20 protein-coding genes and 1 tRNA gene are annotated in these 21,815 nt (G+C 72.5%); 7 read left to right on the top strand and 14 right to left on the bottom strand.

The features are described 5' to 3' along the window. Nucleotides 1–418: 418 nt before the first annotated feature. The 3 genes from ACZ6JE_RS07390 to ACZ6JE_RS07400 form a co-directional block, all read right to left on the bottom strand. Nucleotides 419–1,420: an NADP-dependent oxidoreductase gene (locus ACZ6JE_RS07390; protein ID WP_243216526.1), complete on the bottom strand. Its 1,002-nt coding sequence runs from the start codon at nucleotides 1,418–1,420 to the stop codon at nucleotides 419–421. Between the two features lie 219 nt (nucleotides 1,421–1,639). Next, nucleotides 1,640–2,542, bottom strand: coding sequence for a KPN_02809 family neutral zinc metallopeptidase (gene ypfJ / locus ACZ6JE_RS07395; RefSeq protein ID WP_464318581.1), 903 nt, complete (start codon nucleotides 2,540–2,542; stop codon nucleotides 1,640–1,642). 44 nt (nucleotides 2,543–2,586) lie between these two features. Further along, nucleotides 2,587–3,009: a DUF5997 family protein gene (locus ACZ6JE_RS07400; RefSeq protein WP_192061349.1), complete on the bottom strand. Its 423-nt coding sequence runs from the start codon at nucleotides 3,007–3,009 to the stop codon at nucleotides 2,587–2,589. A gap of 60 nt (nucleotides 3,010–3,069) precedes the next feature. Between ACZ6JE_RS07400 and ACZ6JE_RS07405 the strand changes: the two genes are divergently transcribed. The 3 genes from ACZ6JE_RS07405 (at nucleotide 3,070) to ACZ6JE_RS07415 (ending at nucleotide 4,510) form a co-directional block, all read left to right on the top strand. Further along, the gene (locus ACZ6JE_RS07405) at nucleotides 3,070–3,789 is read left to right on the top strand and encodes a LysR substrate-binding domain-containing protein (protein WP_464318582.1); all 720 of its coding nucleotides are present in this window, start codon (nucleotides 3,070–3,072) and stop codon (nucleotides 3,787–3,789) included. A 235-nt stretch (nucleotides 3,790–4,024) separates the two neighbouring features. Then, a complete protein-coding gene (locus ACZ6JE_RS07410) occupies nucleotides 4,025–4,231 on the top strand; it encodes a hypervirulence associated TUDOR domain-containing protein (RefSeq protein WP_192061351.1) in 207 nt (68 codons plus the stop codon). A gap of 42 nt (nucleotides 4,232–4,273) precedes the next feature. After that, nucleotides 4,274–4,510 (top strand): hypothetical protein, encoded by a 237-nt coding sequence (locus tag ACZ6JE_RS07415; RefSeq protein WP_192061352.1) that lies wholly within the window; start codon nucleotides 4,274–4,276, stop codon nucleotides 4,508–4,510. Between the two features lie 24 nt (nucleotides 4,511–4,534). On the opposite strand, the gene ACZ6JE_RS07420 is transcribed toward ACZ6JE_RS07415, so the two are convergent. After that, complete coding sequence (locus ACZ6JE_RS07420; RefSeq protein WP_464318583.1) at nucleotides 4,535–5,779, bottom strand: MFS transporter; 1,245 nt, start codon at nucleotides 5,777–5,779, stop codon at nucleotides 4,535–4,537. Nucleotides 5,780–5,856: 77 nt separating this feature from the next. On the opposite strand from ACZ6JE_RS07420, the gene ACZ6JE_RS07425 reads away from it, so the two are divergent. Continuing rightward, a complete protein-coding gene (locus tag ACZ6JE_RS07425; protein WP_464318584.1) occupies nucleotides 5,857–6,606 on the top strand; it encodes a TetR/AcrR family transcriptional regulator in 750 nt (249 codons plus the stop codon). A 28-nt stretch (nucleotides 6,607–6,634) separates the two neighbouring features. Here ACZ6JE_RS07425 and ACZ6JE_RS07430 read toward each other — a convergent pair whose 3' ends face one another. Together ACZ6JE_RS07430 and ACZ6JE_RS07435 are read right to left on the bottom strand one after the other, a co-directional pair. Beyond that, entirely contained in the window at nucleotides 6,635–7,480 is an 846-nt protein-coding gene (locus ACZ6JE_RS07430) for an ABC transporter permease (protein ID WP_464318585.1), read from the bottom strand. Continuing rightward, a complete protein-coding gene (locus tag ACZ6JE_RS07435; protein WP_192061356.1) occupies nucleotides 7,477–8,481 on the bottom strand; it encodes an ATP-binding cassette domain-containing protein in 1,005 nt (334 codons plus the stop codon). Before ACZ6JE_RS07435 ends, ACZ6JE_RS07430 begins: the two co-directional genes overlap by 4 nt. Nucleotides 8,482–8,697: 216 nt before the next feature. On the opposite strand from ACZ6JE_RS07435, the gene ACZ6JE_RS07440 reads away from it, so the two are divergent. Next, nucleotides 8,698–12,198: a bifunctional proline dehydrogenase/L-glutamate gamma-semialdehyde dehydrogenase gene (locus ACZ6JE_RS07440; protein WP_464318586.1), complete on the top strand. Its 3,501-nt coding sequence runs from the start codon at nucleotides 8,698–8,700 to the stop codon at nucleotides 12,196–12,198. 160 nt (nucleotides 12,199–12,358) lie between these two features. On the opposite strand, the gene ACZ6JE_RS07445 is transcribed toward ACZ6JE_RS07440, so the two are convergent. From ACZ6JE_RS07445 to ACZ6JE_RS07460, 4 genes are all read right to left on the bottom strand, one after another. Continuing rightward, nucleotides 12,359–13,342, bottom strand: coding sequence for an NAD-dependent epimerase/dehydratase family protein (locus ACZ6JE_RS07445; protein WP_464318605.1), 984 nt, complete (start codon nucleotides 13,340–13,342; stop codon nucleotides 12,359–12,361). A gap of 130 nt (nucleotides 13,343–13,472) precedes the next feature. Continuing rightward, the gene (locus ACZ6JE_RS07450; RefSeq protein WP_464318587.1) at nucleotides 13,473–16,379 is read right to left on the bottom strand and encodes an alpha/beta fold hydrolase; all 2,907 of its coding nucleotides are present in this window, start codon (nucleotides 16,377–16,379) and stop codon (nucleotides 13,473–13,475) included. Continuing rightward, nucleotides 16,376–17,398, bottom strand: a complete 1,023-nt coding sequence (locus ACZ6JE_RS07455; protein ID WP_320477528.1) for a 3-oxoacyl-ACP synthase III — start codon at nucleotides 17,396–17,398, stop codon at nucleotides 16,376–16,378. Before ACZ6JE_RS07455 ends, ACZ6JE_RS07450 begins: the two co-directional genes overlap by 4 nt. Before the next feature lie 181 nt (nucleotides 17,399–17,579). Beyond that, nucleotides 17,580–17,861, bottom strand: coding sequence for a hypothetical protein (locus tag ACZ6JE_RS07460; protein WP_192061360.1), 282 nt, complete (start codon nucleotides 17,859–17,861; stop codon nucleotides 17,580–17,582). A 58-nt stretch (nucleotides 17,862–17,919) separates the two neighbouring features. Here ACZ6JE_RS07460 and ACZ6JE_RS07465 point away from each other — a divergent pair, with 58 nt between their 5' ends. Further along, nucleotides 17,920–18,165, top strand: coding sequence for a hypothetical protein (locus tag ACZ6JE_RS07465; RefSeq protein WP_192061361.1), 246 nt, complete (start codon nucleotides 17,920–17,922; stop codon nucleotides 18,163–18,165). A gap of 4 nt (nucleotides 18,166–18,169) precedes the next feature. Here the strand turns inward: ACZ6JE_RS07465 and ACZ6JE_RS07470 are convergent, their stop codons facing one another. After that, a complete protein-coding gene (locus ACZ6JE_RS07470) occupies nucleotides 18,170–19,996 on the bottom strand; it encodes a family 16 glycosylhydrolase (protein WP_464318588.1) in 1,827 nt (608 codons plus the stop codon). Nucleotides 19,997–20,317: 321 nt separating this feature from the next. Next, a tRNA-Thr gene (locus ACZ6JE_RS07475) sits at nucleotides 20,318–20,394 on the bottom strand. Between the two features lie 163 nt (nucleotides 20,395–20,557). Here ACZ6JE_RS07475 and ACZ6JE_RS07480 point away from each other — a divergent pair. Next, nucleotides 20,558–20,740, top strand: coding sequence for a hypothetical protein (locus ACZ6JE_RS07480; protein ID WP_192061363.1), 183 nt, complete (start codon nucleotides 20,558–20,560; stop codon nucleotides 20,738–20,740). A 57-nt stretch (nucleotides 20,741–20,797) separates the two neighbouring features. Here the strand turns inward: ACZ6JE_RS07480 and ACZ6JE_RS07485 are convergent, their stop codons facing one another. Together ACZ6JE_RS07485 and msrB are read right to left on the bottom strand one after the other, a co-directional pair. Further along, nucleotides 20,798–21,358 carry a nitroreductase family protein gene (locus ACZ6JE_RS07485; protein WP_243215731.1) on the bottom strand — a complete coding sequence of 187 codons (561 nt, stop codon included), beginning with the start codon at nucleotides 21,356–21,358 and terminating at the stop codon, nucleotides 20,798–20,800. 4 nt (nucleotides 21,359–21,362) lie between these two features. Beyond that, nucleotides 21,363–21,785 carry a peptide-methionine (R)-S-oxide reductase MsrB gene (gene msrB, locus ACZ6JE_RS07490; protein ID WP_192061365.1) on the bottom strand — a complete coding sequence of 141 codons (423 nt, stop codon included), beginning with the start codon at nucleotides 21,783–21,785 and terminating at the stop codon, nucleotides 21,363–21,365. Between the last annotated feature and the right edge of the window lie 30 nt (nucleotides 21,786–21,815).

A 21,815-nucleotide genomic window follows, 5' to 3' on the forward strand; every position in this document is an offset into this window, starting at 1 on the left:
ATGCGTCACCTCGATGCGGCGCGTGCGGCGCGCGCTGCTCCGCTCCGCGAGCCGCGCCTCCGTGGCGATCGATGTGACCCGAAGGGGGCCTCTCGGTGCCGGGAGGACCCCTTATGCGTCACCTCGGTGCGGTGCGGTGCGGTGCGGTGCGGTGCGGTGCGGTGCTGTGCGGTGCCGCGCGCTGCTCCGTTCCGCGCCTCCGCGGTGATCGATGTGACTCGAAAGGGCGCTTGCGGCGCGCGGAGGGCCCCCGATGCGTCACTTGGATGCGCTGCGTGCGGCGCGCGCTGCTGCGTTCGCTGAGCCGCACCCCCTCGGAAATCGATGTGACGCGAAGGGGGCGTTGCGGCGCACGCGGGGGCCTTGCTGCGTCACTTCGATGGGGCGCGGGGCGCGGGGCGCACCGGCGCGGCCCGCGTCAGGCGCTGGCCTCGTGCGTGCTGCGCGCCTTGCCCGACAGGTACCAGTGCGAGCGCACGCCGGTCTCGACGGGCTGCATGCCGACGACGACCTTGCCCCGCGAGTGATGCTCGGCGAGATCGTCGAACGCCTGCGTGATGTAGTCGAACGGGTAGAAGCCCGAGATGAGCACCCGCACCTTGTTCTCGGCGATCAGCTTCGCGAGGGCGGCGAGCACCATGGCGGGCTCGGTGTCGTCTCGCTCGGGCCGGATGTAGTGCATCTCGAGGTCGAGGCGGTGCTCGCTCGAGCTGAACCGCGCCTCCTTCACTCCGAGGCTCGTCGCCAGTTCGGGGTTGTCGCCGCCGAAGTTGTCGATGAACGCGGTGATGGGTCGCTTCGCGGCCTCCTCGATGCGCTGCTGCAGACCCTCGCCGTACGTGATGGGCGTGACGCCGATCGAGCGCAGGTAGTCGTGGTTCGGCGGGCTGCAGGTGCCGATCACCTTCGCCCCCGCCGCGAGGGCGAGCTGGCACTCGATGTGACCCACCCCGCCGGCCGCCGCGGTGATGACCACGATGTCGCCCGGCCCGAGGTGCAGCGAGCGGACCACGTCGTACGCCGTCACCCCGGCGAGATAGAGCCCGCCGGCGACCTCCCACCCGACGTTCGACGGCTTCTTCACGATCGACGAGGCGGGGACGGTCACGTAGGTGGCGTGCGCTCCGCCTTCGATCGCGTGACCGATCACCTCGGCCCCGACCGCGAAGTCGCGAACGGCCGACCCGCGCTTCTTGATGATGCCGGCGAAGCACGACCCCTGACGGGCCGGGAACTCGAGCGGCAGCCGGTCGATGAAGTCGCCCTTGCGGATGAAGTTCTCGATGTGGTTCAGGCCGGCGCAGACGACCTCGACGACGACCTCGTCGTCGGCGGGGACGGGCAGCTCCTGGGTGACGAAGTGCAGCTCGTCGACGTCTCCGTAGCGTTCGAACTCGACGGCTCTTCCGGTGCGACTCATGACCGACCTCCTTGTGGCGTTGCCTGATTGTGCGCCTCCTCGCGGCGGTGCGCACGCCCCCGTCCGAGGTCGTCGGGCCGTCGAGGTCGTCAGGCGAGCAGCCGAGGAGGCGCGGTGCGGGCCGCCGGGTCGGCTCACCACTCCGACGGGGCGGGGCTCACCACTCCGAGGAGGCGCGGTGCGGGCTGCCGGGTCCGCTCACCACTCCGACGGGTCCCGCTAGAGCCGCTCGGTCGGCACGGCGAACGTGTCGCAGGCCCCCGCGCCGCCGGCGCGACCCGTGTCGAACCACCTCTGGCGCTGTTCGGCCGAGCCGTGGGTCCAGGTGTCGGAGTCGACGCGGCCGCCCGACGCCTCCTGGATGCGGTCGTCGCCCACCGCCGCCGCGGCGTCGAGCGCGTCGGCGATCTGCGCGTCGGTCACCGGTTCGAGGAACGTCGTGCCGGCGTCGTCCGCGACCGTCGTCGCCGCGCCGACCCAGGCCCCCGCGTAGCAGTCGGCCTGCACCTCGAGGCGGATGGTGTCCGAGCCGGGCCCCGTCGCACTGCGGTCGGCGCGGTCGAAGGCGCCGGTCAGCTGCTGGATGTGGTGGCCCCACTCGTGCCCGACGACGTACATCTGCGCGAGCGGACCGGCGCTCGCCCCGTACTGCTCGCGCAGCTGGTCGAAGAAGTCGGTGTCGACGTAGAGCGCCTGGTCGGGCGGGCAGTAGAACGGGCCGGTGGCGCTCGTCGCGCTGCCGCAGCCGGTGTCGACGGCCGCCGTGAACAGGAAGAAGTCGGGCGTGACGTAGTCACCGACGCCGAGCTGGGCGGCCTCCGTCGACCAGTACGTGTCGAGCGAGTCCGCCGCGCCGGCCATGCGGCAGTCGATGCTCGCGTTGGCGTCGGCGCCCGTCGCGCAGCCCTCGAGCGGAGCCGCCGCGATCTGATCGGGCGAACCCGAGCCGGTCGACGTGCCGTCGAGCAGCCCGCTGAGGTTCACCCCGGTGAACTGGTTGATCAGGGCGACGACGATGATCGCCACGACGCCCGTCCCGCCGGCCGCGATGCCGGTGGTGCGACCCCGCCCGCGCCGCCGGACCTTGCTGCTGTCGATGCGCGCATCGTCGTTGAATGACATGCGTCAGAAACTACGCGGGTCGCGGGGGCCGCGGCCCGTCGAGGTCAGGCCTGGTCGGCGCCCTCGGCCCGCTCGCGCTCGGCGCGGAGCAGCGCGCGACCGGCGTCGCGGTCTTTCACGCGCTGCTCCTCCTCGCGCACCTCGGCCAGGTTCGCGCGCTCGGTGACCAGCCAGGCGGGCATCTCCTTCAGCAGGTCGTGGATCTCGTCGGTGGTGAGCGCGTCGTCGACGCCGGCGCGCGCGAGACCCGAGATCGTGACGCCGAGCTTCTGCGCGACGACGGGGCGGGGGTGCGGGCCGGTGCGGCGCAGCTCGGCCAGCCACTCGGGCGGGTTCGCGGTGAGCTCGGCGAACTCCTCGCGGGTGACGGGCGTGTTCTGGAACGACTCGGGCGTGGCCGGCAGGTGCACCCCGAGCTTCTTCGCGGCAGTGAAGGGCTTGAGCGTCTGCGGGGTCTTCTGAGTCATGCCGCAAGGGTACCGGGAGGCGCGGGTCGGCACGAGCGCGCACCCCGGTACCCTGGGGCGATGACGACCGAGCCGACCCGCGCCTCCTTCCGCATCGGGTTCGTCCCCGGCGTCACGCTGTCGAAGTGGTCGCGCCTGTGGGAGGAGCGCCGGGCCGACCTGCCCCTCGACGTCGTCGAGATCGACGCCTCGAGCGCCCTCGACGCCCTGCACGGCGACGCCGCCGTCGACATGCTGCTCGCGCGGCTGCCCCTCGCCACCGACGACGACCACTCGGTCATCCGTCTCTACGACGAGCGCGCGGTCGCCGTCGTCTCCAAAGACCACCCGCTCGCCGCGCTCGGCATCGAGCACGAGCTGACCGCCGCCGACCTCGAGGGCGAGACCCGTCACGACCTCGATCCGACGCTGACCGACGCCCAGGCGGTCGACGTCGCGGCGACCGGCGCCGGCGTCGCGGTCGTGCCGCAGTCGATCTCGCGGCTGTACTCGCGCAGCGGCCTGACCTACCGCTTCGTCTCGGATCTCGAGCCCACCGTCGTCGCGCTGGTCTGGCTCGTCGACCGCAGCGACGACGACACCGACGACTTCATCGGCGTCGTCCGCGGGCGCACGGCGCGCAGCAGCCGGTCGAGGAGGCGCGACGAGCCCGAGCAGGCGGCCCCGGCCAAGAAGGGGTCGGCTCCCGACCCTCGCGGCGCCAAGCCGAAGCGGACGCCGCCGCAGGGCCGCGGACCGCAGCGCGGCACCGGGCGCAGCCGCCCCCGCCGCGGCCGCTGAGCCTCGGTCGCTGGGCCGCAGCCATCGAGCCGCAGCCGCTGAGCCGCCACCGCCCTGCCGCCCCCGCCTCGCACCGTCCGGACCCGGCGTGGGGTACGCGCGCGGGGTACAGGATCGCCCTCGGAACCCCTACCCCTCCGGGCTGAGCGGCCTGCGGGCCTCCGCGGCGTAGCGTCCACGCCACGATCGCATCGACGACCGGCCGACGACGGCCGGCGCAGACGAAGGAGGCGCGATGACGTTCAGCAAGGGAGACCACGTCACCTGGAACACCCCGCAGGGCGAGACCCACGGCACGGTCGTGGAGAAGCGCGTCGAGGAGTTCCAGCTCGACGGGCAGAAGTTCAAGGCCTCCGACGACGAGCCCTACTTCGTCGTCGAGAGCGACAAGAGCGGCTCGAAGGCGGCCCACAAGGAGTCCGCCCTGAGTAAGAAGAAGTAGCCCCACCCCGCACCCGCGACACCCTCGACCCAAGGAGACAGCATGGCCGACCTGACCGATGTGCGCTGGAACGACGAAGCGCGCGACAAGATCCTGACCGACTCCGACCGCGTCCTGCAGGAGGCCGTCCGCGATGCCGCGGCCGCCCACTCGGGCGAGTCGTGGGAGGAGTCGTACAAGGCGATCAACGACGCGGTCAAGGACCGCTTCATCGACTACGAGCCCGGCCCGGACGTGCGCAAGTACGCCGAGGCCATCGAGCGCGGCGACTACAGCTGACCCGCGCCTCCCGGGGGTGCGCGGTCAGGCGACCCGCGCCTCCGGGGCGTCGACGCGGTGCACGCGGGGGTGCACCGCCACGGCCGTCGCGACGGTGACGACCAGCACGGCCAGGGTGATCAGCGCGGTCGACGTGCCGACCAGCTCGGCGAGCGGACCGACCGCGATCTCGCCGACCGGCATCCCCGCCAGTGACGCGACCGTCACGGCCGAGATCACCCGCCCGCGGTAGAGACCGGGTACCTGCCGCTGCACCGCGATGTCGAGCGGCACGGTGAACACCTCGAGTCCGATGCTCGCGACGAAGAGCCCGACGCTGATCCAGAAGAACCAGTGCAGCGGGTCGAAGGCGACCGGGTCGGTGGTCACCGTCAAGGCGAGCAGCACCAGCGGGATCGCGAGCGCCCCCGCGCCGAGGCAGGCGGCCCACAGCCGCACCCGGCCGCGCAGCGAGCCGGCCCAGAACGCTCCGACGATCAGCCCGAGGGTCTGCACGGCGCCGGCGAATCCCCAGAGCAGGCGCCCGAAGGCGTCGTCGGCGACGATGGGGCCGAGAACGTGGATCCCGCCCCCGAAGGCGAACTGGAACACGAACGCGAGCGCCGCGGCGGCGCCGAGCCACCGGGTGCGCCAGACGAACCCGAGTCCGCTGCCGAGATCGGCCAGGACGGTCGTCCCCCCGGAGGCGCGGGCCGAGTCGGTCGGCAGCCCCACGAACACGACGCCCGCCACCGCGAAGACCGCACCGCCGAGCGCCAGGGCGAGACCCGAGCCGAGGGTGGCGACCACGGCACCGCCGACCGCGAGGCCGACGACGAGCCCGACGTTGGTGCCGACCCGCATGAGCACGGTCGCGTCGCCGATCCGTGCGTCGCGCACCGTGTCTCTCACAAGTGCGCCGGTGGCCGGTCCGAAGAAGGCGGCGGAGGCGCCGTTGACGGCCCCGATCACGGCGAGGGTGGTCAGGGTCTCGGTCTCGGTGAGCATCAGGAGGGCCGCGATCAGCAGGGAGCCGGCCGAGACGAACGACGAGACGACGGCGACGAGGCGCTTCGAGAGTCGATCGGCGAGGGCTCCGCCGAAGAGCAGCAGCGCGATGTTCGGCACCGATCGCGCCGCCACGACGAGGCCGAGGTCGACGGGGTCGGCCCCCAGGTCGATCGCCGCGAAGACGATCGCGATGGGGGCGAATCCGCTGCCCGTCCACGACACGAGACGACCGAGCCACAGGGCCCGGAAGGCGGGGACCGTCAGCAGCGACCAGGGCATCGCTCGACTCTATGCCGGTGCGGGCGGGTGCACCCGCCCGGTGTCACACGGCCGGACGACGATTTAGGCTGGCCCCGATGGACGCCTCCGCCCCCGCCCCCTCCGCCGACCCGGGTTCCAAACCCGCGGTCGATCCCGCGGCGGGCCCGGAGGTCGGCCCTGAGGTCGGCCCCGCGGCCGGCCCCGCGGTGGCGGACGTCCGCGAGCCGGGTCGCTACCGCAAGGGCATCGCCAAGCGCGAGGCGATCCTCGACGCCGCGCTGCCCGTCTTCGGCCAGGTGGGGTTCCACGGGGCGTCGCTGCGGGAGATCGCGCGGCAGTGCGGGGTGTCGCACCAGTCGCTGATGCACTACTTCCCGACGAAGGACGAACTGCTGATGGCGGTGCTGCGTCGGCGTGACGAGCGCCTGCGGCGGCACTTCGACGACGACGGCGGCATGCGGGTCGACGAGCTCGTCGAGCTGGCCGAGTACAACGTCGACGTGCCGGTCGTCATCTCGCTGTTCATCACGGCGTCGGCCGAGGCCGTCTCGAGCGAGCACCCCGCGCACGAGTACTACCGCGACTACTACGACCGCATCATCCGCTCGACGACGGCGTACCTCTCGGTGGCCGCCGACCGCGGCTGGCTGCGGCCCGGCTACACGGCGACCGCGGCGGCGCGGGTCGTGCTCGCCGTCCAGGACGGCCTGCAGCTGCAGTGGCTCTACGAACGCGACGCCGTGCACGTCGCCGACCTGATGCGGCTCGTGATCGGCAGCGTGCTGACCGTTCCGACGTCGGAGCTCGACGAGGCGGTCCGCGAGGAGGCGCGGCGCCGGCGGTGACCGACCCGCCCCCCGTCGTCGCCCCGCGTCACTTCGCGCTGATGCGCTGGAACTTGCGGATGCAGAGGGGCACGAACACCACGAGCATCACGGTGATGCCGATCAGCACGGTCGCGTAGGGGTGCTGCATCGTCCAGATGTCGGGCACCGGGGTGTCGCCGAGGTTGCCGAACGACGTGCGCGCCGCCTGCACGAGCGACGAGACCGGGTTCCACTCGGCGAAGACCCGGAGGACCGTCGGCAGCGTGTCGCTTGGCACGAACGCGTTCGAGACGAACGTGAGCGGGAACAGGATCATGAACGAGGCGTTGTTGATCGTCTCGGGGGTCTTCACGCTCATGCCGAGCAGGGCCATGACCCAGCTGAACGAGTAGCTGAAGAGCAGCAGCAGGGCGACGCCGCCGAGGAACGACGCCGCTGACGCGTTCACCCGCCACCCGACGGCGAGACCGGTCAGCATCATGATGACCATCGAGATCGTGTTGAGCGCGAGGTCGCTGTTGGTGCGGCCGATCAACACGGCGGAGGGGCTCATCGGCAGGGTGCGGAACCGGTCGATGATCCCCTCTTTCAGGTCTTGCGCCATGGCGGCACCCGAGAACGTCGAGCCGAACACGACGGTCTGCGCGAAGATGCCCGCCATCAGGAACTGCGTGTAGTCGGTGCCCTCGACGGCGATCGCTCCGCCGTAGACCTGACTGAACAGCAGGACGAACATGATGGGCTGCAGCACGGCGAAGATCAGCATGTCGGGCGAGCGACGCACCTTGATCAGGTTGCGCTTGGTGACGGCCCAGCCGTCGGACGCCCAGGTCGAGAGACCCGTGTCGGTGGCGGGCTCGAGGGTCTGCGCGAGCGCGGTCGTGGTGGTCATGCGCGGGCCTTCTTCTCGCTCGGGGCGTCGGTGCCGGCGGCGTCGTCGTCGGCGCCGGTGCGGTGGCCGGTCAGCTGCAGGAAGACGTCGTCGAGGGTGGGGCGCCGCATGCCGGCGTCGTGCAGCTCGATGCCGGCCGCGCCGAGGTCGGCGAGGGTGCGTTGCAGCGCGGTCGGCCCGTCGGTGACGGCGACCTCGAGCTGACGGCCGTCGGCGTCGATCGTCGGCTCGTTGTCGCCGTGCCGGCGGAGGACCTCGACGGCCTGGGCCGATCGGGTCTCGTCGACCAGCGCCACGACGAGTCGATGACCGCCCACCTGGGCCTTCAGCTGATCGGACGTGCCCTCGGCGATGACGGCGCCGCCGTCGATCACCGAGATGTCGTCGGCGAGGCGGTCGGCCTCCTCGAGGTACTGCGTGGTGAGCAGCACCGTCGTGCCGCCGTCGACCAGGCTGGTGATGATGTCCCAGAGGGCCAGCCGGCTGCGCGGGTCGAGACCCGTGGTGGGCTCGTCGAGGAAGAGCACGCGCGGGTTCGTGACGAGGGCGCCGGCGAGGTCGATGCGACGGCGCATGCCGCCGGAGAAGCCCTTGACCGGTCGATCACCGGCGGCGGAGAGGTCGAACACGTCGATGAGCTCGCGAGCGCGCTCGCGGGAGACCTTCGCGCCGAGGTGGTAGAGCCGCCCGATCATGTCGAGGTTCTCGAAGCCCGTGAGGTTCTCGTCGACTGCGGCGTACTGGCCCGAGACGCCGATCGAGCGCCGCACGGCCTGCGCGTCGGCGACGACGTCGAGACCGGCGATGGTCGCGGTGCCCGTGTCGGGGCGCTCGAGCGTGGTGAGCATCTTGACGACCGTCGTCTTGCCGGCGCCGTTCGGCCCGAGCAGCGCCTTCACGGTGCCCTCGGGCACGGTGAGGTCGAGCCCGTTCAGGGCGTGGACGGGACCGGACTTCGACCGGTAGGTCTTGGTGAGGCCCCGTGCTTCGATCATGGCCATCGTCGATCCGTTCTCCGCTCGCTGCCGGTTTCCGGGGAGCGGCCCCGGACGCGCTCAAGGTAGCGCGGTCCGCCCCTCACCGCCAGTGATATTCCGTCAGCTGTGGACATCGACCGGACATCGACCGACGGCCGGTGGACAGCCGAGCAGACGGCCTCGTGTTACGAGCAGATGTCAAACCTTGCCGCGTGGCAAGTTCCGCTCTACATTCATCCCATGACCACCTTCGACGAGACGGCGGGGCCGTCCACCGCTGAACAGCTCCTGCCCGTCGGCATCGGCGACGACGCCGTCGCCCTCGCACGCCGCTGGGCGCACGAGGCCTCCGCGGCCCCGAGCACCGGCTCGGCCCATCTGCTCGCACAGGTGCTGAAAGACGAATCGGGTCTCGCCTTCACGATCGGCTTCGTCGATCGCGTCGTCCGCCCCGAAGACCTCGGCGTCGCCGCCCGTAACCTGGCGACCCTCGCCAAGCAGGCTCCGTCGTTCCTGCCGTGGCACATGCGCAGCGCCGTCCGCCTCGGCGGCGTGATGGCGCCCGTGCTGCCCGGCGTCGTCGTGCCGATCGCCCGCCGCGTGCTCCGCGGCATGGTCGGGCACCTCGTCGCCGACGCCCGCCCCGCCCGGCTCGGCAAGGCGATCGCCTCGATCAAGCAGGACCGCACGCGGCTGAACCTCAATCTGCTCGGCGAGGCCGTGCTCGGCGACGCCGAGGCCGAGCACCGGCTCGCGGGCACCCGGGCGCTGCTCGCCCGCGACGACGTCGACTACGTGTCGATCAAGGTCTCGTCGATCGTCAGCCAGCTCTCGATGTGGGCCTTCGACGAGACCGTCGAGCGCGTCGTCGAGAAGCTGACCCCGCTCTACGAACTGGCCGCCCGCTCTCGCGAGCCGAAGTTCATCAACCTCGACATGGAGGAGTACCGCGACCTCGACCTGACGATCGCGGTCTTCACGCGCCTCCTCGACCAGCCGCAGCTCCGCGACCTCGAGGCCGGCATCGTGCTGCAGACCTATCTGCCCGACGCGCTCGGCGCCCTGCAGGGGCTCACCGAGTGGGCGACCGACCGGGTCGACGCGGGCGGCGCGGCCATCAAGGTGCGCGTGGTCAAGGGCGCGAACCTCGCCATGGAGACCGTCGACGCCACCGTCCACGAGTGGCCCCTCGCCACATACGGCACGAAGCAGGACAGCGACACGAACTACAAGAGGGTGCTGACCTGGGCGCTCACCCCCGAGCGCACCCGCGCCGTGCGGATCGGCGTCGCCGGTCACAACCTCTTCGACATCGCCTTCGCGCACCTGCTCGCCGAGGCCCGCGGGGTCGGCGACCGCATCGAGTTCGAGATGCTGCTCGGCATGGCCGAGGGTCAGGCCGAGCTCGTCAAGGCCGACGTCGGCGGGCTGCTGCTCTACACGCCGGTCGTGCACCCCCGCGAGTTCGACGTCGCCATCAGCTATCTCATCCGCCGCCTCGAAGAGAACGCGTCGAGCGAGAACTTCATGTCGGCCGTCTTCGAGCTCGCCTCGAACGAGGCCATGTTCGAGCGCGAGAAGGGGCGGTTCCTCGCCTCGCTGGCGGCCGTCGACGGCGTCGTGCCCGCTCCGCACCGGGTGCAGAGCCGACTCGACCCCGCGCAGGCCCTCGAGCCGCGCCCGGCCGGCGGCGGTTTCGAGAACGAGCCCGACACCGACCCCGCGCTCGCCGCGAACCGCAGCTGGGGTCGCGGCATCGCCGCCCGCTCGGCCGATTCGACGCTCGGCGTCGACCTGATCGAGGCCGCCCGGGTCACGGACGAGGCGACGCTCGACGCCCTGCTCGACACCGCGGTCGCCGCCTCCTCCGATTGGGCGGCACGAGGAGGCGCGGGTCGGGCCGTCGTCCTCCGCGACGCCGCAGCGATGCTCTCCGCCCGGCGGGCCGACCTGATGGAGGTCGCGGCGAGCGAGACCGGCAAGACCATCGCCGAGGGCGACGTCGAGGTCAGCGAGGCGATCGACTTCGCCAACTGGTACGCCCACCTCGCCGAGGAGCTCGACTCCGTCGACGGCGCCGAGTTCGTGCCCGAACGCCTCACGCTCGTCACCCCGCCGTGGAACTTCCCCGTCGCGATCCCCGCCGGCTCGACCCTCGCCGCGCTCGCCGCGGGCAGCAGCGTCGTCGTGAAACCGGCCGGTCAGGCCAAGCGCTGCGGCGCGGTCATGGTGCAGGCCCTCTGGGACGCCGGCGTGCCGCGAGACGTGCTCACCCTGGTCGACGTCGACGAGGGCGACCTCGGGCGGCACCTCGTGTCGCACCCGTCGGTCGACCGCGTCATCCTCACGGGGGCCTTCGAGACGGCCGCGCTGTTCACCAGCTGGCGCACCGACCTGCCCCTGCTCGCCGAGACCAGCGGCAAGAACTCGATCATCGTCACCCCGAGCGCCGACCTCGACCTCGCGGCCTCCGACGTGATCAAGTCGGCGTTCGGTCACGCGGGGCAGAAGTGCTCGGCGGCCAGTCTCGTGATCCTGGTCGGCTCGGTCGCCACCTCCGAGCGGTTCCGTCGTCAGCTCGTCGACGCCGCGTCGACGATGCGGGTGGGGCTGCCGTCCGACCCGACCACGCAGATGGGTCCGATCGTCGAGCCCGCGCACGGCAAGCTCGAGCGGGCGCTGACGACGCTCGGCGCGGGCGAGTCGTGGCTGGTGGAGCCGAAGCAGCTCGACGAGACGGGTCGGCTCTGGTCGCCCGGCGTCCGATCGGGTGTCGCGGCCGGCAGCGAGTTCCACCTGACGGAGTACTTCGGGCCCGTGCTCGGCATCATGACCGCCGCCACCCTCGACGAGGCGATCCGGCTGCAGAACGCCACCGACTACGGTCTGACGGCGGGTCTGCACACCCTCGATCCCGCCGAGCTCGAGATCTGGCTCGACGCCGTCGAGGCCGGCAACCTCTACGTCAACCGGGGCATCACCGGTGCCGTCGTGCGGCGCCAGCCGTTCGGCGGTTGGAAGAAGTCGTCGGTCGGCGCCGGGGCGAAGGCCGGCGGGCCCAACTACCTCGTCCACCTCGGCTCGTGGCGGCCGACCCCGCTCGTCGAAGCCCAGGAGGCGCGCCCAGGTTCGGCCGTCCTGGCGGCCGTCGAGGCCTCGACGCCGCTGCTCGGGGCGTCGAGCGCGTCGGCGCACGACGACCTGCGTGCCGCCGCCGCCTCCGACGAGCACTTCTGGGCGACCGAGTTCGGCGTCGCCCGCGACGTCAGCGGGCTCGGACTCGAGCGCGACCTGCTGCGCTACCGGTCCCTGCCGGTCACGGTGCGGGCGGCCGACGGCGCCGACCCCGCGGCCGTCGTGCGGGTGCTGCTGGCCGGTCTCCGGTCGGGCGCCCCGGTCACCGTGTCGTCGGCGATCGAGCTGCCGACGGCGCTCGTCTCGGCGCTGGGCCTCTCGGCGGGCTCCGTCACGCACGAGGACGACGCGTCCTGGCTCGGGAGGGTGCGCGCGGGGGGTCTGCGGACCGAGCGCGTGCGGTTGGTGACGGCTGCGGGAGACCCGACCCGCGCCTCCTCGGCTCTGTCGTCGGCTCTCGGCGGGGACCCGTCGGTGGCCGTGTTCGACGCCTCGGTGACGCCGACGGGGCGGCTCGAGCTGCTGCCGTTCCTCCGCGAGCAGGCCGTCGCGATCACGGCGCACCGGTTCGGCAACCCCGACCCGTGGAGCGACGCGGTCATCTGAGCGTGGTGCGGCGGGTCGGTGTCATCGGCGGCGGGTCAGCGCTGACCCGCCGCGGATGACGGGAACCCGCCGAACAGCCCGAGGGTCAGGCGCGCCGCACAGCCCGGGGCCCGCCGAACAGACCGGGGCGAGCCGCACAGCCCGGGGCGAGCCCTGCAGATCAGACCGTGGGCTGCCCGGCGGCGTACCAGGACGCGAGTCGCCGCAGGCCCTCGTCGACCCCGACGGCGGGCGTCCACTGCAGGTCGTGCTGCGTGCGCCGCTGGTCGAACCAGTGCGCGGTCGAGAGCTGCTCGGCCAGGAACCGGGTCATCGGGGGCTCGTCGGCTCCCGGGCGCACGGCCCAGACCCGTTCGACGAGCGACCCGGCGCCCCGTGCCACCCCCGCCGGAACCCGGAGGCGCGGTGCCGGGACACCGGCCGCCAGACAGATCCCCGCCATCAGGTCGGCCACCGTGCGCGGCTCGCCGTTGGTGAGCACGTACGCCCCGCCGCTGACGGCGTCGACCCGCTCGAGCGCCGCGGCGATGCCGGACGCCGCGTTGTCGACGTAGATCGAGTCGATCAGCGCCGCCCCGTGGCCGAGCAGCGGCAGTCGACCCGAGCGCGCGCGATCGACGATGCGGGCGACGAGCTGGGTGTCGCCGGGCCCCCAGACCAGGTGCGGGCGGACGGCCACGACGCGCAGATCGTCGCCCGCCGCCTGCAGCGCCACGAGCTCGGCCGCCGCCTTCGTGCGGGCGTAGTGGCCGCGGGCCCGGCTCGGCGAGGCGGGAGCGGCGTCGTCTCCGACGATGGACGAGCCGGCGTGCGCGACCGACGGCGACGAGACGAATACGAGGCGGGGCACCGAGGAGGCGCGCATCGCCGCGATCAGCGACCGCGTGCCGCCGACGTTGACGGCCTCGAACTCGGCGGGTGCGCCGGCCAGCGAGACCTTCGCGGCCAGATGGACCACCGCCTCCTGCCCCTCGACGGCGGCGGCGACCGCTGCCGGGTCGGTCATCGAGCCGAGCGCGTCGCGGACCCCGGTCACACCGGACGGCCGACGCTGGAACGTCGTGACCTCGTGCCCGGCCGCGGCGATCGCACGGGCGACGGCACCGCCGAGCAGCCCGCTGGCCCCGGTGACCAGCACCTTCACGGGCGGCGTCCGTCGCTCGGGAGCGGCGTACCGGCGGCGGAGGCGGGCGTGTTCGGCGCGAACGGGCGCGTCCACGCGCCCGTCTCAGCCGAACCCGCCCGGGTTCGCCCGGCTGAGGCGACCAGCACCTTCACGGGCGGCGCATCCTGTCGCCCGAGAGCACCGACGTCGCCCAGGCGGCGAGGCGTGAGCGGTCGATCTTGCTGTTGTGACGCACGTCGGTCGGCAGCGCCGGCACGACGAGGACGGCGGCGACGGGTCGACCCGAGGCCGCGCCGACGGCGTGGCGGACCTCGGCGGCGAGTGCGGCCGACGCGAGACCGGCACGGCGTGCGGGCGGCACGGTCTCGGCGACCACCACCACCTGCTGGGTGCCGGCCGGGCCGACGCCGACGACGGCCGCGCGGGCGATGCCGGCCCGCGCCTCCGCCGCCTGCTCGGACGCGACCGGGGTCAGCACGCCGCTCGCCGTCGTGATCACGTGCGGCAGACGCCCCTCGACCCAGAGGCGGCCCTGCTCGTCGAGGTGGCCGACGTCGCCGGTGCGGTGCCAGCGGCTCGTCGTGGTCGACCCGCGACGGCTGGCGCGGTGCGTCAGCCAGAGCCGGTCGTAGTGGTCTTCGACGTGCGCGGCCGAGACGACGATCTCGCCGGTGACGCCGGGCTCGGCGATCAACTCCGAGGAGGCGCGGCCCGCCTCGTCGAGAGCGGCGATCCGCACCGTCGTGGTCGCGCCGGGCAGCCCCACGCAGACACCGCCGGCGTCGGTGGCGCCGTCGGCGAGGCGCGCGGCGCGGTCGGCGGTCGCCGCACGGACCCCCTCGAGCGTGATGTCGGTCAGCAGCAGCCCCTCGGTCATGCCGTAGGGGGTGTGCGGGGTCGCGCCGGGCATCAGGTCGCCGGCGGCGGCGAGCAGCGACTCCGACACGGGCGCACCCGCCGACAGGAACGTCTCGACCCCGGCCAGCGCCGCGCGGTCGGCGGAGGTCAGCTCGCCGGAGGTGGCGACCACGTTGGTCAGCGCGGCGGGGGAGAGGAACACCACGGTCGCGTCGACGGCGGCGGTCGCGGCGGCCACGGCGCGCGCCGTCAGGGTGCGCGGCTTCGTGACGTCCATGTCGGGTGTCACGCTCGTCGCGCCGAGGGCGGGTCCGAGCAGGGCGAACGGCGCGAAGCCGGCGACGAGCCCGGTGCCCGGACCGACGCCGTACTGGGCGGCGAGGGCGTCGCGCAGCGCGGTCAGCTGCCGGTGGCGGTAGACGACGCCCTTGGCGGGGCCGGTCGAGCCCGAGGTGAAGAGTATGGCGGCCTCGGCGTCGCCGGTGGGCGACTCGGGCAGCTCGGCGAGGGCCTCGTGCGCGCGACGACCGAGCGCGGCGATCTCGGGCAGCGACGTCTCGACGCCGAGGGCGCGTCTCGTGACCCCCGGGAGGCGCGTGGTCGAGATCACGCGACCGGGCCAGCCGAGGGCTCGCGCGGCCGTGAGACCGGGCAGCTGCCCGATCACGTGGTCGGGCCACGCCCCGCGGACGGCGCGGGTCAGCCCGCGGACCCCGAGACCGGCGTCGGCGACGACCACCACGGCCCCGAGACGGAGGCAGGCGTAGAGCACCGCGGTGAGGTCGGCGCCGGGCTGCACGAGCAGCGAGACGCGGTCGCCGGGGCGGACGCCGTGCTTGCGGAGCCCGAGGGCGATCTCGCGGACCCGGCGGGAGAGCAGCCGCCAGCTGACGGACCGGGGGCCGTCCGACCCGGCGGGCACCATCTCGATCAGTGCGGTGTCGGAGCTGTCGGCCAGGGCGTCGAGGTACGACCAGAGCGGGCGGTCTTGAGAGGAGTCGACCCGCGCCTCCTCGGCGACGTGCTCGGCGGATGCCGCCGCAGCGGCGGCCGTGGCCTCGTCGGCCCCCGCTTCGACGGCCTTCCTGGCCGCAGCGGCACCGGTCGCGCCGGCGCCGTCGAGCCGCCCGGGGCCTGCCGGGGTCGACGGGTCGCCGGGAGTCTCGGCCCCCGCGACGGCGCCGTCGACGGTGGGCTCGGCGGGTGGCGAGCCGTCGGGGAGCCGGTCGCCCAGCCAGGTGAGCACGGCCGCGGCGTAGTCGACGTCCTCGGCGAGCAGGTGACCGGCGCCCTCGAAGCGGTGCACGTCGGCGTGCGGCAGACGCTCGATGAGATCGTCGAGGTAGCGGTCGCCGAAGATCGGGTCGAGGGGCCCCCACAGCATGAGCGACGGCACCGGCACCTCGCGCAGCGCCTCGGCGATGCGGTTCAGCTCGGGTGCGCTCTCGTGGTCGGCGTCGACCGGGATGTCGGCCACGAAGGCGCCGATGCCGCCGCGACGGGCCGCGGTGCGGTACGGGGCGCGATAGGCCTGCTTCACCTCGGCCGGCAGCGGCGGGTGACCGAGGGCGAGCGTCACGTCGACGAACGCCGTCGTGCCGACCGTCGCGCGCCCGAGCACGCCCCGGGCGAGTGCGAGTCGGAGCGGAGCGGGGATCGGGACGCCGCGCGGCTGGTGGATCGCCGTGTTGAGCAGCATCACACCGGCCAGCATCTCGGGGTGGTCCACCGCCCAGCCCATCGAGACGACGCCGCCCCAGTCGTGACCGAGCGTGACGACGGGGCCCTCGACGCCGAGCGCCTCGGTGAGGTCGCCCAGATCGAAGACGCGGCGCGCGAGGGTGTGCGGCGAACCGGTGCGTTCGGAGAAGCCCATGTCGAGCTGGTCGACGGCGACGACCCGCCAGGCCGGTCCGCCGGCGGAGGCCGTCTCGACGGTGGCCGCGACGAGCTCGCGCCAGAGGTACGACCAGGTCGGGTTGCCGTGCACGCACAGGATGGTGCCGACCGGCTCGACGTCGAGCCGGGCCAGCGCCTCGGCGTTGTCGAGCACGTGCCAGCGTCGGGAGGCGCGGTGCGAGCCGAGTCCGTACGGCACGTCGATGAGACGCGACCACGCGGGGTCGAGCCCTGCGAGCCCGTCGGGCGGCAGCAGGGCCGGTGCGGTCGACCGTGCGGCGCGGGGGAGGCGACTCACCAGGCGAGCTCCATCATCGCGGTGTTGATGCCCGAGCCAACTCCCATCAGCAGCACCCGGTCGCCGCGCGACAGGGTCTTGGACTCCTCCACCAGCGTGATCGGGATCGACGCGGGGCCGACGTTGCCGAGTGTGGGGTAGGTGAGCGGCACGCGCTTGCGGTCGATGCCGGCCGCCTTGACGAACGCGTTGGTGTGCACGTCGCTGACCTGGTGCATGACGTAGCGGTCCATGCCCTGCCAGTTCCACTCGGGCTTGGCCTCGCGCCAGGCCGAGACGACGAGCTCCATGCCGCGCTTGAGCAGAGCCTTGGCGTCGGTGAACATGCCGTCGACGCTGCCGACGCAGAGGTCGTAGTTCTCGGTCGCGGCGCGGGTCACACCGCCGAGGATGCGGTGGCCCTCGGGGTGCAGGTCGGCTCGGCCGATGACCGCGGCGGCGGCGCCGGAGCCGAGGGTGAGACTCGCGAACTCGCTCATGAAGTCGTCGCGGTCGAAGCCCTCGGTCAGCAGACGGTCGATCGTGTTGACCTGGACGTCGTCGGCGTCCTCGCCGTCGATGATCACGGCGTAGTCGATCTGCCCGGCGTCGATCAGCTGCGCGGCGAGGGTCATGCCGTTGACGAAGCCGAGGCAGGCGTTCGCGATGTCGAAGTTGGTCGCCGACGACGGGAGCCCGAGCCCGTGGTGCAGACGGACGGCGACGGACGGCTCGAGGTGCGGGCGCGTGACGGACGTGTTGATCAGCAGTCCGACCTGGTCGGGTCGGACGCCGGCCTCGGCGAGGGCGCGCTTGCCCGCGTCGATGGCCGCGACGTCGAAGCTCTGCTCGGGGCCCCAATTGCGGCGCTCGTGCACGCCGGCGACGCGCTGGAGGAGACCGGTCGGCATGCGGAGGCGCTTGAGGACGGGTCGCAGCTTCTCGTCGATGCTCTCGGAGGTGGTGACCCGTTCGGCCATCGTGCTGGCGACCGACAGCAACGCCGCGTTGCTGTGCCGGGTCGTGGCGTTTCCGTTCACCGGAACTCCCTGTCGAATTGTCTGGGTAGGCGTATGCCGGCGCGGCTGAACGAGCAGTGACGATCAGGGCCGGGAGATCGTGGCATCGAATCGATGCATCCTGACGAGTTTACGGCTCCCGTCTCTGAGCGGTTGCCAGGTTGCCGGGGCACAGACATGCCGATCGGGGCATGTTCGGACGTCATCCGCGGGGGTCGCGGGGCAGACGGACGACGGCGCGACGACCGCCGCGCGTCCACCAGACGAGGTCGGCGACGGCCCAGGCGATCGCCCCGGCCGCGGCGAGCAGCACGACGACGGTGACGACGGTGACCGAACCGCCTCCGACCAGCAGGGCCGCGACGATGCTCGCGACGACGATCAGGGCGCAGACGACGGTGACGACGGGCAGCACGCGACCACCCTGCTTGGTCAGCAGCCAGTTCGGCACGTCGGGGTCGACCCGGACCGTCTTCTCACGCATCCCGCCAGGGTAGTCTCGCGCGCCTCCTGCGGTCCCGCGCCCCGGGTAGCCTCGACGCATGAGCACCCCGCGCCGACCCTTCTGGATCCTGACCAAGACGGGCAGCGTCCTCCCTCCCGTCCTCGAGGCGGCGCTCGGCGTCTTCGGCCTCGTCGTCCAGATCGCCACGCTGACGTCGGGTCGCCCGGTCGAGCCGGTGGCCTACGTGGTGCTGGTCGTCGCCCTGCTGCTCATCGCACAGGGCGTCGCCGACCTCGTCTGGTGGTCGCGGGACGGCCGCCGGGACGCCGCACGTCAGGGCTGAGTCCTCAGCGGCGGACGACCAGAGCTGCCGACCACCGAGCCGCCGGCGAGTACCCGGCCTTCGAGCCCGTCGACTTGACGCGGATCTCGTGACCGACGTCCGACGCCCTGGTGCGGTACGTCAGGCCCGTGGCGCCGGCGATCGCCTTGCCGTCGCGCGTCCACTGCAGCGTCACTGCGGTGCCCGCGGTCCAGGTGCCCTTCTTGGCGGTGAGCGTGCTGCCGGCCTTAGCCGAACCCGAGATGGCGGGGGCCGGGGCGGTGAGCCGCAACGGGACGACCGTCGCCGCCTTCGAGGTGCGGGCGACCGCGGTGTGCCCCGGCTTGGTGCCGGTGACGACGACCGTCAGCGCTCGGTTCGCGTCGGAGGCCGTGGGCACGTAGGTCGGCGCCGTGGCCCGTGAGATCGACTTGCCGTCGCTCTTCCACTGGTACGAGAACGACGTGCCCGCCGTCCAGGTGCCGGTCTTCGTGCCCATCTTGCCGCCGACCTTCGGCGTCCCCGTTACCGCCGGCGTCGCACTCGCCAGAGGAGCGGGCGTGACGGCCACGGCCGCCGAGGTCTTCGACGCCGTCGTGTATCCGGTCTTCCTGCCCGTCACGACGAGGGTGATCTTCTTGCCGGCGTCCGCCGCGGTCGTGACGTAGCTCGCTCGTGCGGCCCCGGCGATGGCCGTGCCGTTGCGCAGCCACTGGTGGGTCAGCGCGGTGCCGCTCGTCCAGGTGCCGGTCTGGGCGGTGAGCGTCGCGCCCACGGTGGTCTTGCCGACGATCTTCGGCACGGGGACGGTCAGGGTCTTCAGCGCCGGGGCAGGAGCGGGAGCAGGAGCCGGAGCGGGAGCCGGGGCCGGAGCGGGAGCCGGGGCCGGGGCAGGAGCGGGAGCCGGAGCCGGGGCAGGAGCGGGAGCCGGGGCCGGAGCAGGCGTCGGGGTCGGCGTCGGTCGGGCCGGTGCGGTCGGCACGCTGACGGTGGCGGGGCTGCCGGGCGTGTACGCGTACTGGCTGACCCAGTCGATCTGGAGGTGGCCGTCGACCTTCGCGTCCGGCTTCGTGCCGTTGGTCGCGGTCTGCAGCACCCAGTGCATGGGCGTCTTGGGGATGTTCGTCGTGGTCGACGCCACGACGATGCCGTCGAGCAGGTAGCTGATCTTCTTCGGCGTCCAGTCGATCGTGTAGGTGTGCCAGTCGGTGTACGACGTGTGCGTGTCGACGGCCAGGTCGTTGTTCCACGGCGTGCCGAGCTGGTGGTTGAAGGCCTTGGTCGAGCCGTCCAGGCTGCCTTCGGGGAAGTTGATCTCGCCGTTCGCCCAGGTCTCGGCGTCGTCCCAGAGGAGGAAGGCCGTGCCGTAGCCGGGCAGGGCGTCGGCCTTCATCCGGATGCTGTAGCGCCCGTAGGTCTGGCCGCCCCACTGGCCGTTCATCAGGGGCACGGGTGCGGCGGCCCGCGGCACGCCGTCGGAGCCGGTGTGCAGGTGCATGTCGAGCAGCCCGTCGCGCACGGAGAGGATGTCGGACTCGTAGCGGCCGATCTGCCAGGTGTCGCCGAAGCCGTCGTAGCTCATCCACTGCTTCGCGTACGGACCGGGGAACCCGCCCTGGGCGATGGGGGTCGTGAAGTCGTCCTTGAAGTTCTGCGTCCACCCCGCGAGGTTCCCGTTCAGCAGGGTCTTCGAGGCGGCCGCCGCGTCCGTGGCCGTCTTGCCCGCGATGATCGAACCGGTGGCGGCCGAGGCGCTCTGCGTGCCCGTCGCGACGAGAACCGTCGCGAGGAGTGCGCCGGCGATCATCGTGGCGCCGATCGGCAGCGATCGTGAGTATGTCCGTGTGACCATGTCGCGGTGTGCCTTCCTTGGGATTTCGGAAGGGCGAGCGGGTGCATCGGGGGGTGGATCTGGCGCGACCCATCGATCGCTCGATGGGGTACAGCGCCCCGCGGTTCTTCGGGTTCCTCGGGGCGCGTCCAGTGTGCGCTCGGGGGACGGATGCCGTCATCCCCAAGACGGGTCGCCCTCGTTGGGGGGAGCGACAGGGCGTCTGTCCTCCTCCCTGTACCCCTTTCGGCGCGAGGCGTCTCGGATTCCCCGGTGAAGGGCCCCGGATGGAGGCGCGGCGGACGACGGAAGGCCCCGATCTCGGACGATCGGGGCCTTCGATGGAGCCGCCTGTCGGATTCGAACCGACGACCTTCGCTTTACAAGAGCACTGCGCTACCGGACTGCGCCAAGGCGGCTGACTCCACCACCCTACAAGCCCGGCGGCGAGGTCGGGAGCGGCCCGGGATGGGCGCACGCAGTGCATCTTCCCGCCCGCGATTGGCGCAGGAGCGGTCATCAGTGGTGAAGTAGGGGGAGACGGCGTCGGCCGTCGCCCGGCCCGGATCACGAGGAGCCCCCATGACCAACATCCTGACCGCCATCGGTTCGATCGTGCTGCTGCTGATCAGCTTCGCGCTGTTCGCCTACTCGTTCGGGTCGGGCGAGCCGAACGCGATCATCTTCTTCGCCGGCATCGTCGCCATGACCGGCTCGTTCTGGCTGCCGATCACGTTCGTGGGCACCAGCCAGAAGACCTGGTGACCTCTTAGGGTCGCAGACCACGAGACCCCGGTGCCTCGGCACCGGGGTCTCGTCGTGTCACGGGCGGGGCGGGCCGCTCAGATGCCGATCGACCTCGACGCGCTTGCGCGGCTTGTCGGCGTCGCGCGGCCGATCGCGACCCCCGACGTAGAGCCAGCCCAGCAGCTTCTCGTCGCCCGTCAGACCGTGCGCCGCGTGGACCTCGGGGGCCCGGGTGTGTGTGCCGGATCGCCAGAAGACGCCCCAGCCCTCGTCGTCGAGCACGAGCGACAGCAGGTGGGCGACACCCGAGGCGACGCTCTCCTGCTCCCATTCGGGCACCTTGCGACTGGGCTTCGGCGACGAGACCACCGCGACGACCAGCGGTGCCCGCAGCGACTTCTGCTCGAGCTTCTCGGCGTCCTTGCCCACGGCGCCGTCGGCCGCCGCCAGCGACCGGCCGATCAGTCGGCGGTCGTCGCCCCTCAGCTCGATGAGCCGCCAAGGGCGCATCGACGAGTGGTCGGCGACGGTCGCCGCCGCCTCGACGGCTGCGACGAGCTGCTCGTGATCGGGGGCGTCGTCGGTGACCTTCGACCGCGATCGACGCCGGGCGGCCGCAGCCGCGACGGTGCTCACCGGGTCACTCGGCGGTGGAGGAGGCGTCGTCGCCCTCGCGGAAGCTGAGCGAGACGGAGTTCATGCAGTAGCGGTCGCCGGTCGGCGTGCCGAAGCCGTCGGGGAAGACGTGGCCCAGGTGCGAACCGCAGTTCGCGCACCGCACCTCGGTGCGGGTCATGCCGAGGCTGTCGTCGTCGATCAGCTGCACGGCCTCGGGGTTCACCGACTCGTAGAAGCTCGGCCAGCCGCAGTTGCTGTCGAACTTGGTGCCGCTCTTGAACAGCTCGGCGTTGCAGGCGGCGCAGGCGTAGACGCCGGCGCGGCTCTCGTCGAGCAGCTCGCCCGTCCACGGGCGCTCGGTCGCGGCCTCGCGCAGCACGGCGTACTGCTCGGGGCCGAGTTCTGCTCGCCACTGCTCTTCGGACTTCTCGACCTTGTACGACACGGGTGACTCCTCAGTTCTCGGGACTCCCCA

The organism is Frigoribacterium sp. AC759 (assembly GCF_979256015.1).

What these genes read in the sequence shown, in the direction of transcription:
- ACZ6JE_RS07415 (WP_192061352.1), top strand. Translation starts at nt 4,274, where the DNA reads ATGGCCGACCTGACCGATGTGCGCTGGAACGACGAAGCGCGCGACAAG.
- ACZ6JE_RS07440 (WP_464318586.1), top strand. Translation starts at nt 8,698, where the DNA reads ATGACCACCTTCGACGAGACGGCGGGGCCGTCCACCGCTGAACAGCTC.
- ACZ6JE_RS07400 (WP_192061349.1), bottom strand. Translation starts at nt 3,009, where the DNA reads ATGACTCAGAAGACCCCGCAGACGCTCAAGCCCTTCACTGCCGCGAAG.
- ACZ6JE_RS07460 (WP_192061360.1), bottom strand. Translation starts at nt 17,861, where the DNA reads ATGCGTGAGAAGACGGTCCGGGTCGACCCCGACGTGCCGAACTGGCTG.
- ACZ6JE_RS07390 (WP_243216526.1), bottom strand. Translation starts at nt 1,420, where the DNA reads ATGAGTCGCACCGGAAGAGCCGTCGAGTTCGAACGCTACGGAGACGTC.
- ACZ6JE_RS07425 (WP_464318584.1), top strand. Translation starts at nt 5,857, where the DNA reads ATGGACGCCTCCGCCCCCGCCCCCTCCGCCGACCCGGGTTCCAAACCC.
- ACZ6JE_RS07430 (WP_464318585.1), bottom strand. Translation starts at nt 7,480, where the DNA reads ATGACCACCACGACCGCGCTCGCGCAGACCCTCGAGCCCGCCACCGAC.
- ACZ6JE_RS07420 (WP_464318583.1), bottom strand. Translation starts at nt 5,779, where the DNA reads ATGCCCTGGTCGCTGCTGACGGTCCCCGCCTTCCGGGCCCTGTGGCTC.
- ACZ6JE_RS07435 (WP_192061356.1), bottom strand. Translation starts at nt 8,481, where the DNA reads ATGGCCATGATCGAAGCACGGGGCCTCACCAAGACCTACCGGTCGAAG.
- ACZ6JE_RS07410 (WP_192061351.1), top strand. Translation starts at nt 4,025, where the DNA reads ATGACGTTCAGCAAGGGAGACCACGTCACCTGGAACACCCCGCAGGGC.
- ypfJ (WP_464318581.1), bottom strand. Translation starts at nt 2,542, where the DNA reads ATGTCATTCAACGACGATGCGCGCATCGACAGCAGCAAGGTCCGGCGG.
- ACZ6JE_RS07405 (WP_464318582.1), top strand. Translation starts at nt 3,070, where the DNA reads ATGACGACCGAGCCGACCCGCGCCTCCTTCCGCATCGGGTTCGTCCCC.
- ACZ6JE_RS07480 (WP_192061363.1), top strand. Translation starts at nt 20,558, where the DNA reads ATGACCAACATCCTGACCGCCATCGGTTCGATCGTGCTGCTGCTGATC.
- ACZ6JE_RS07465 (WP_192061361.1), top strand. Translation starts at nt 17,920, where the DNA reads ATGAGCACCCCGCGCCGACCCTTCTGGATCCTGACCAAGACGGGCAGC.
- ACZ6JE_RS07470 (WP_464318588.1), bottom strand. Translation starts at nt 19,996, where the DNA reads ATGGTCACACGGACATACTCACGATCGCTGCCGATCGGCGCCACGATG.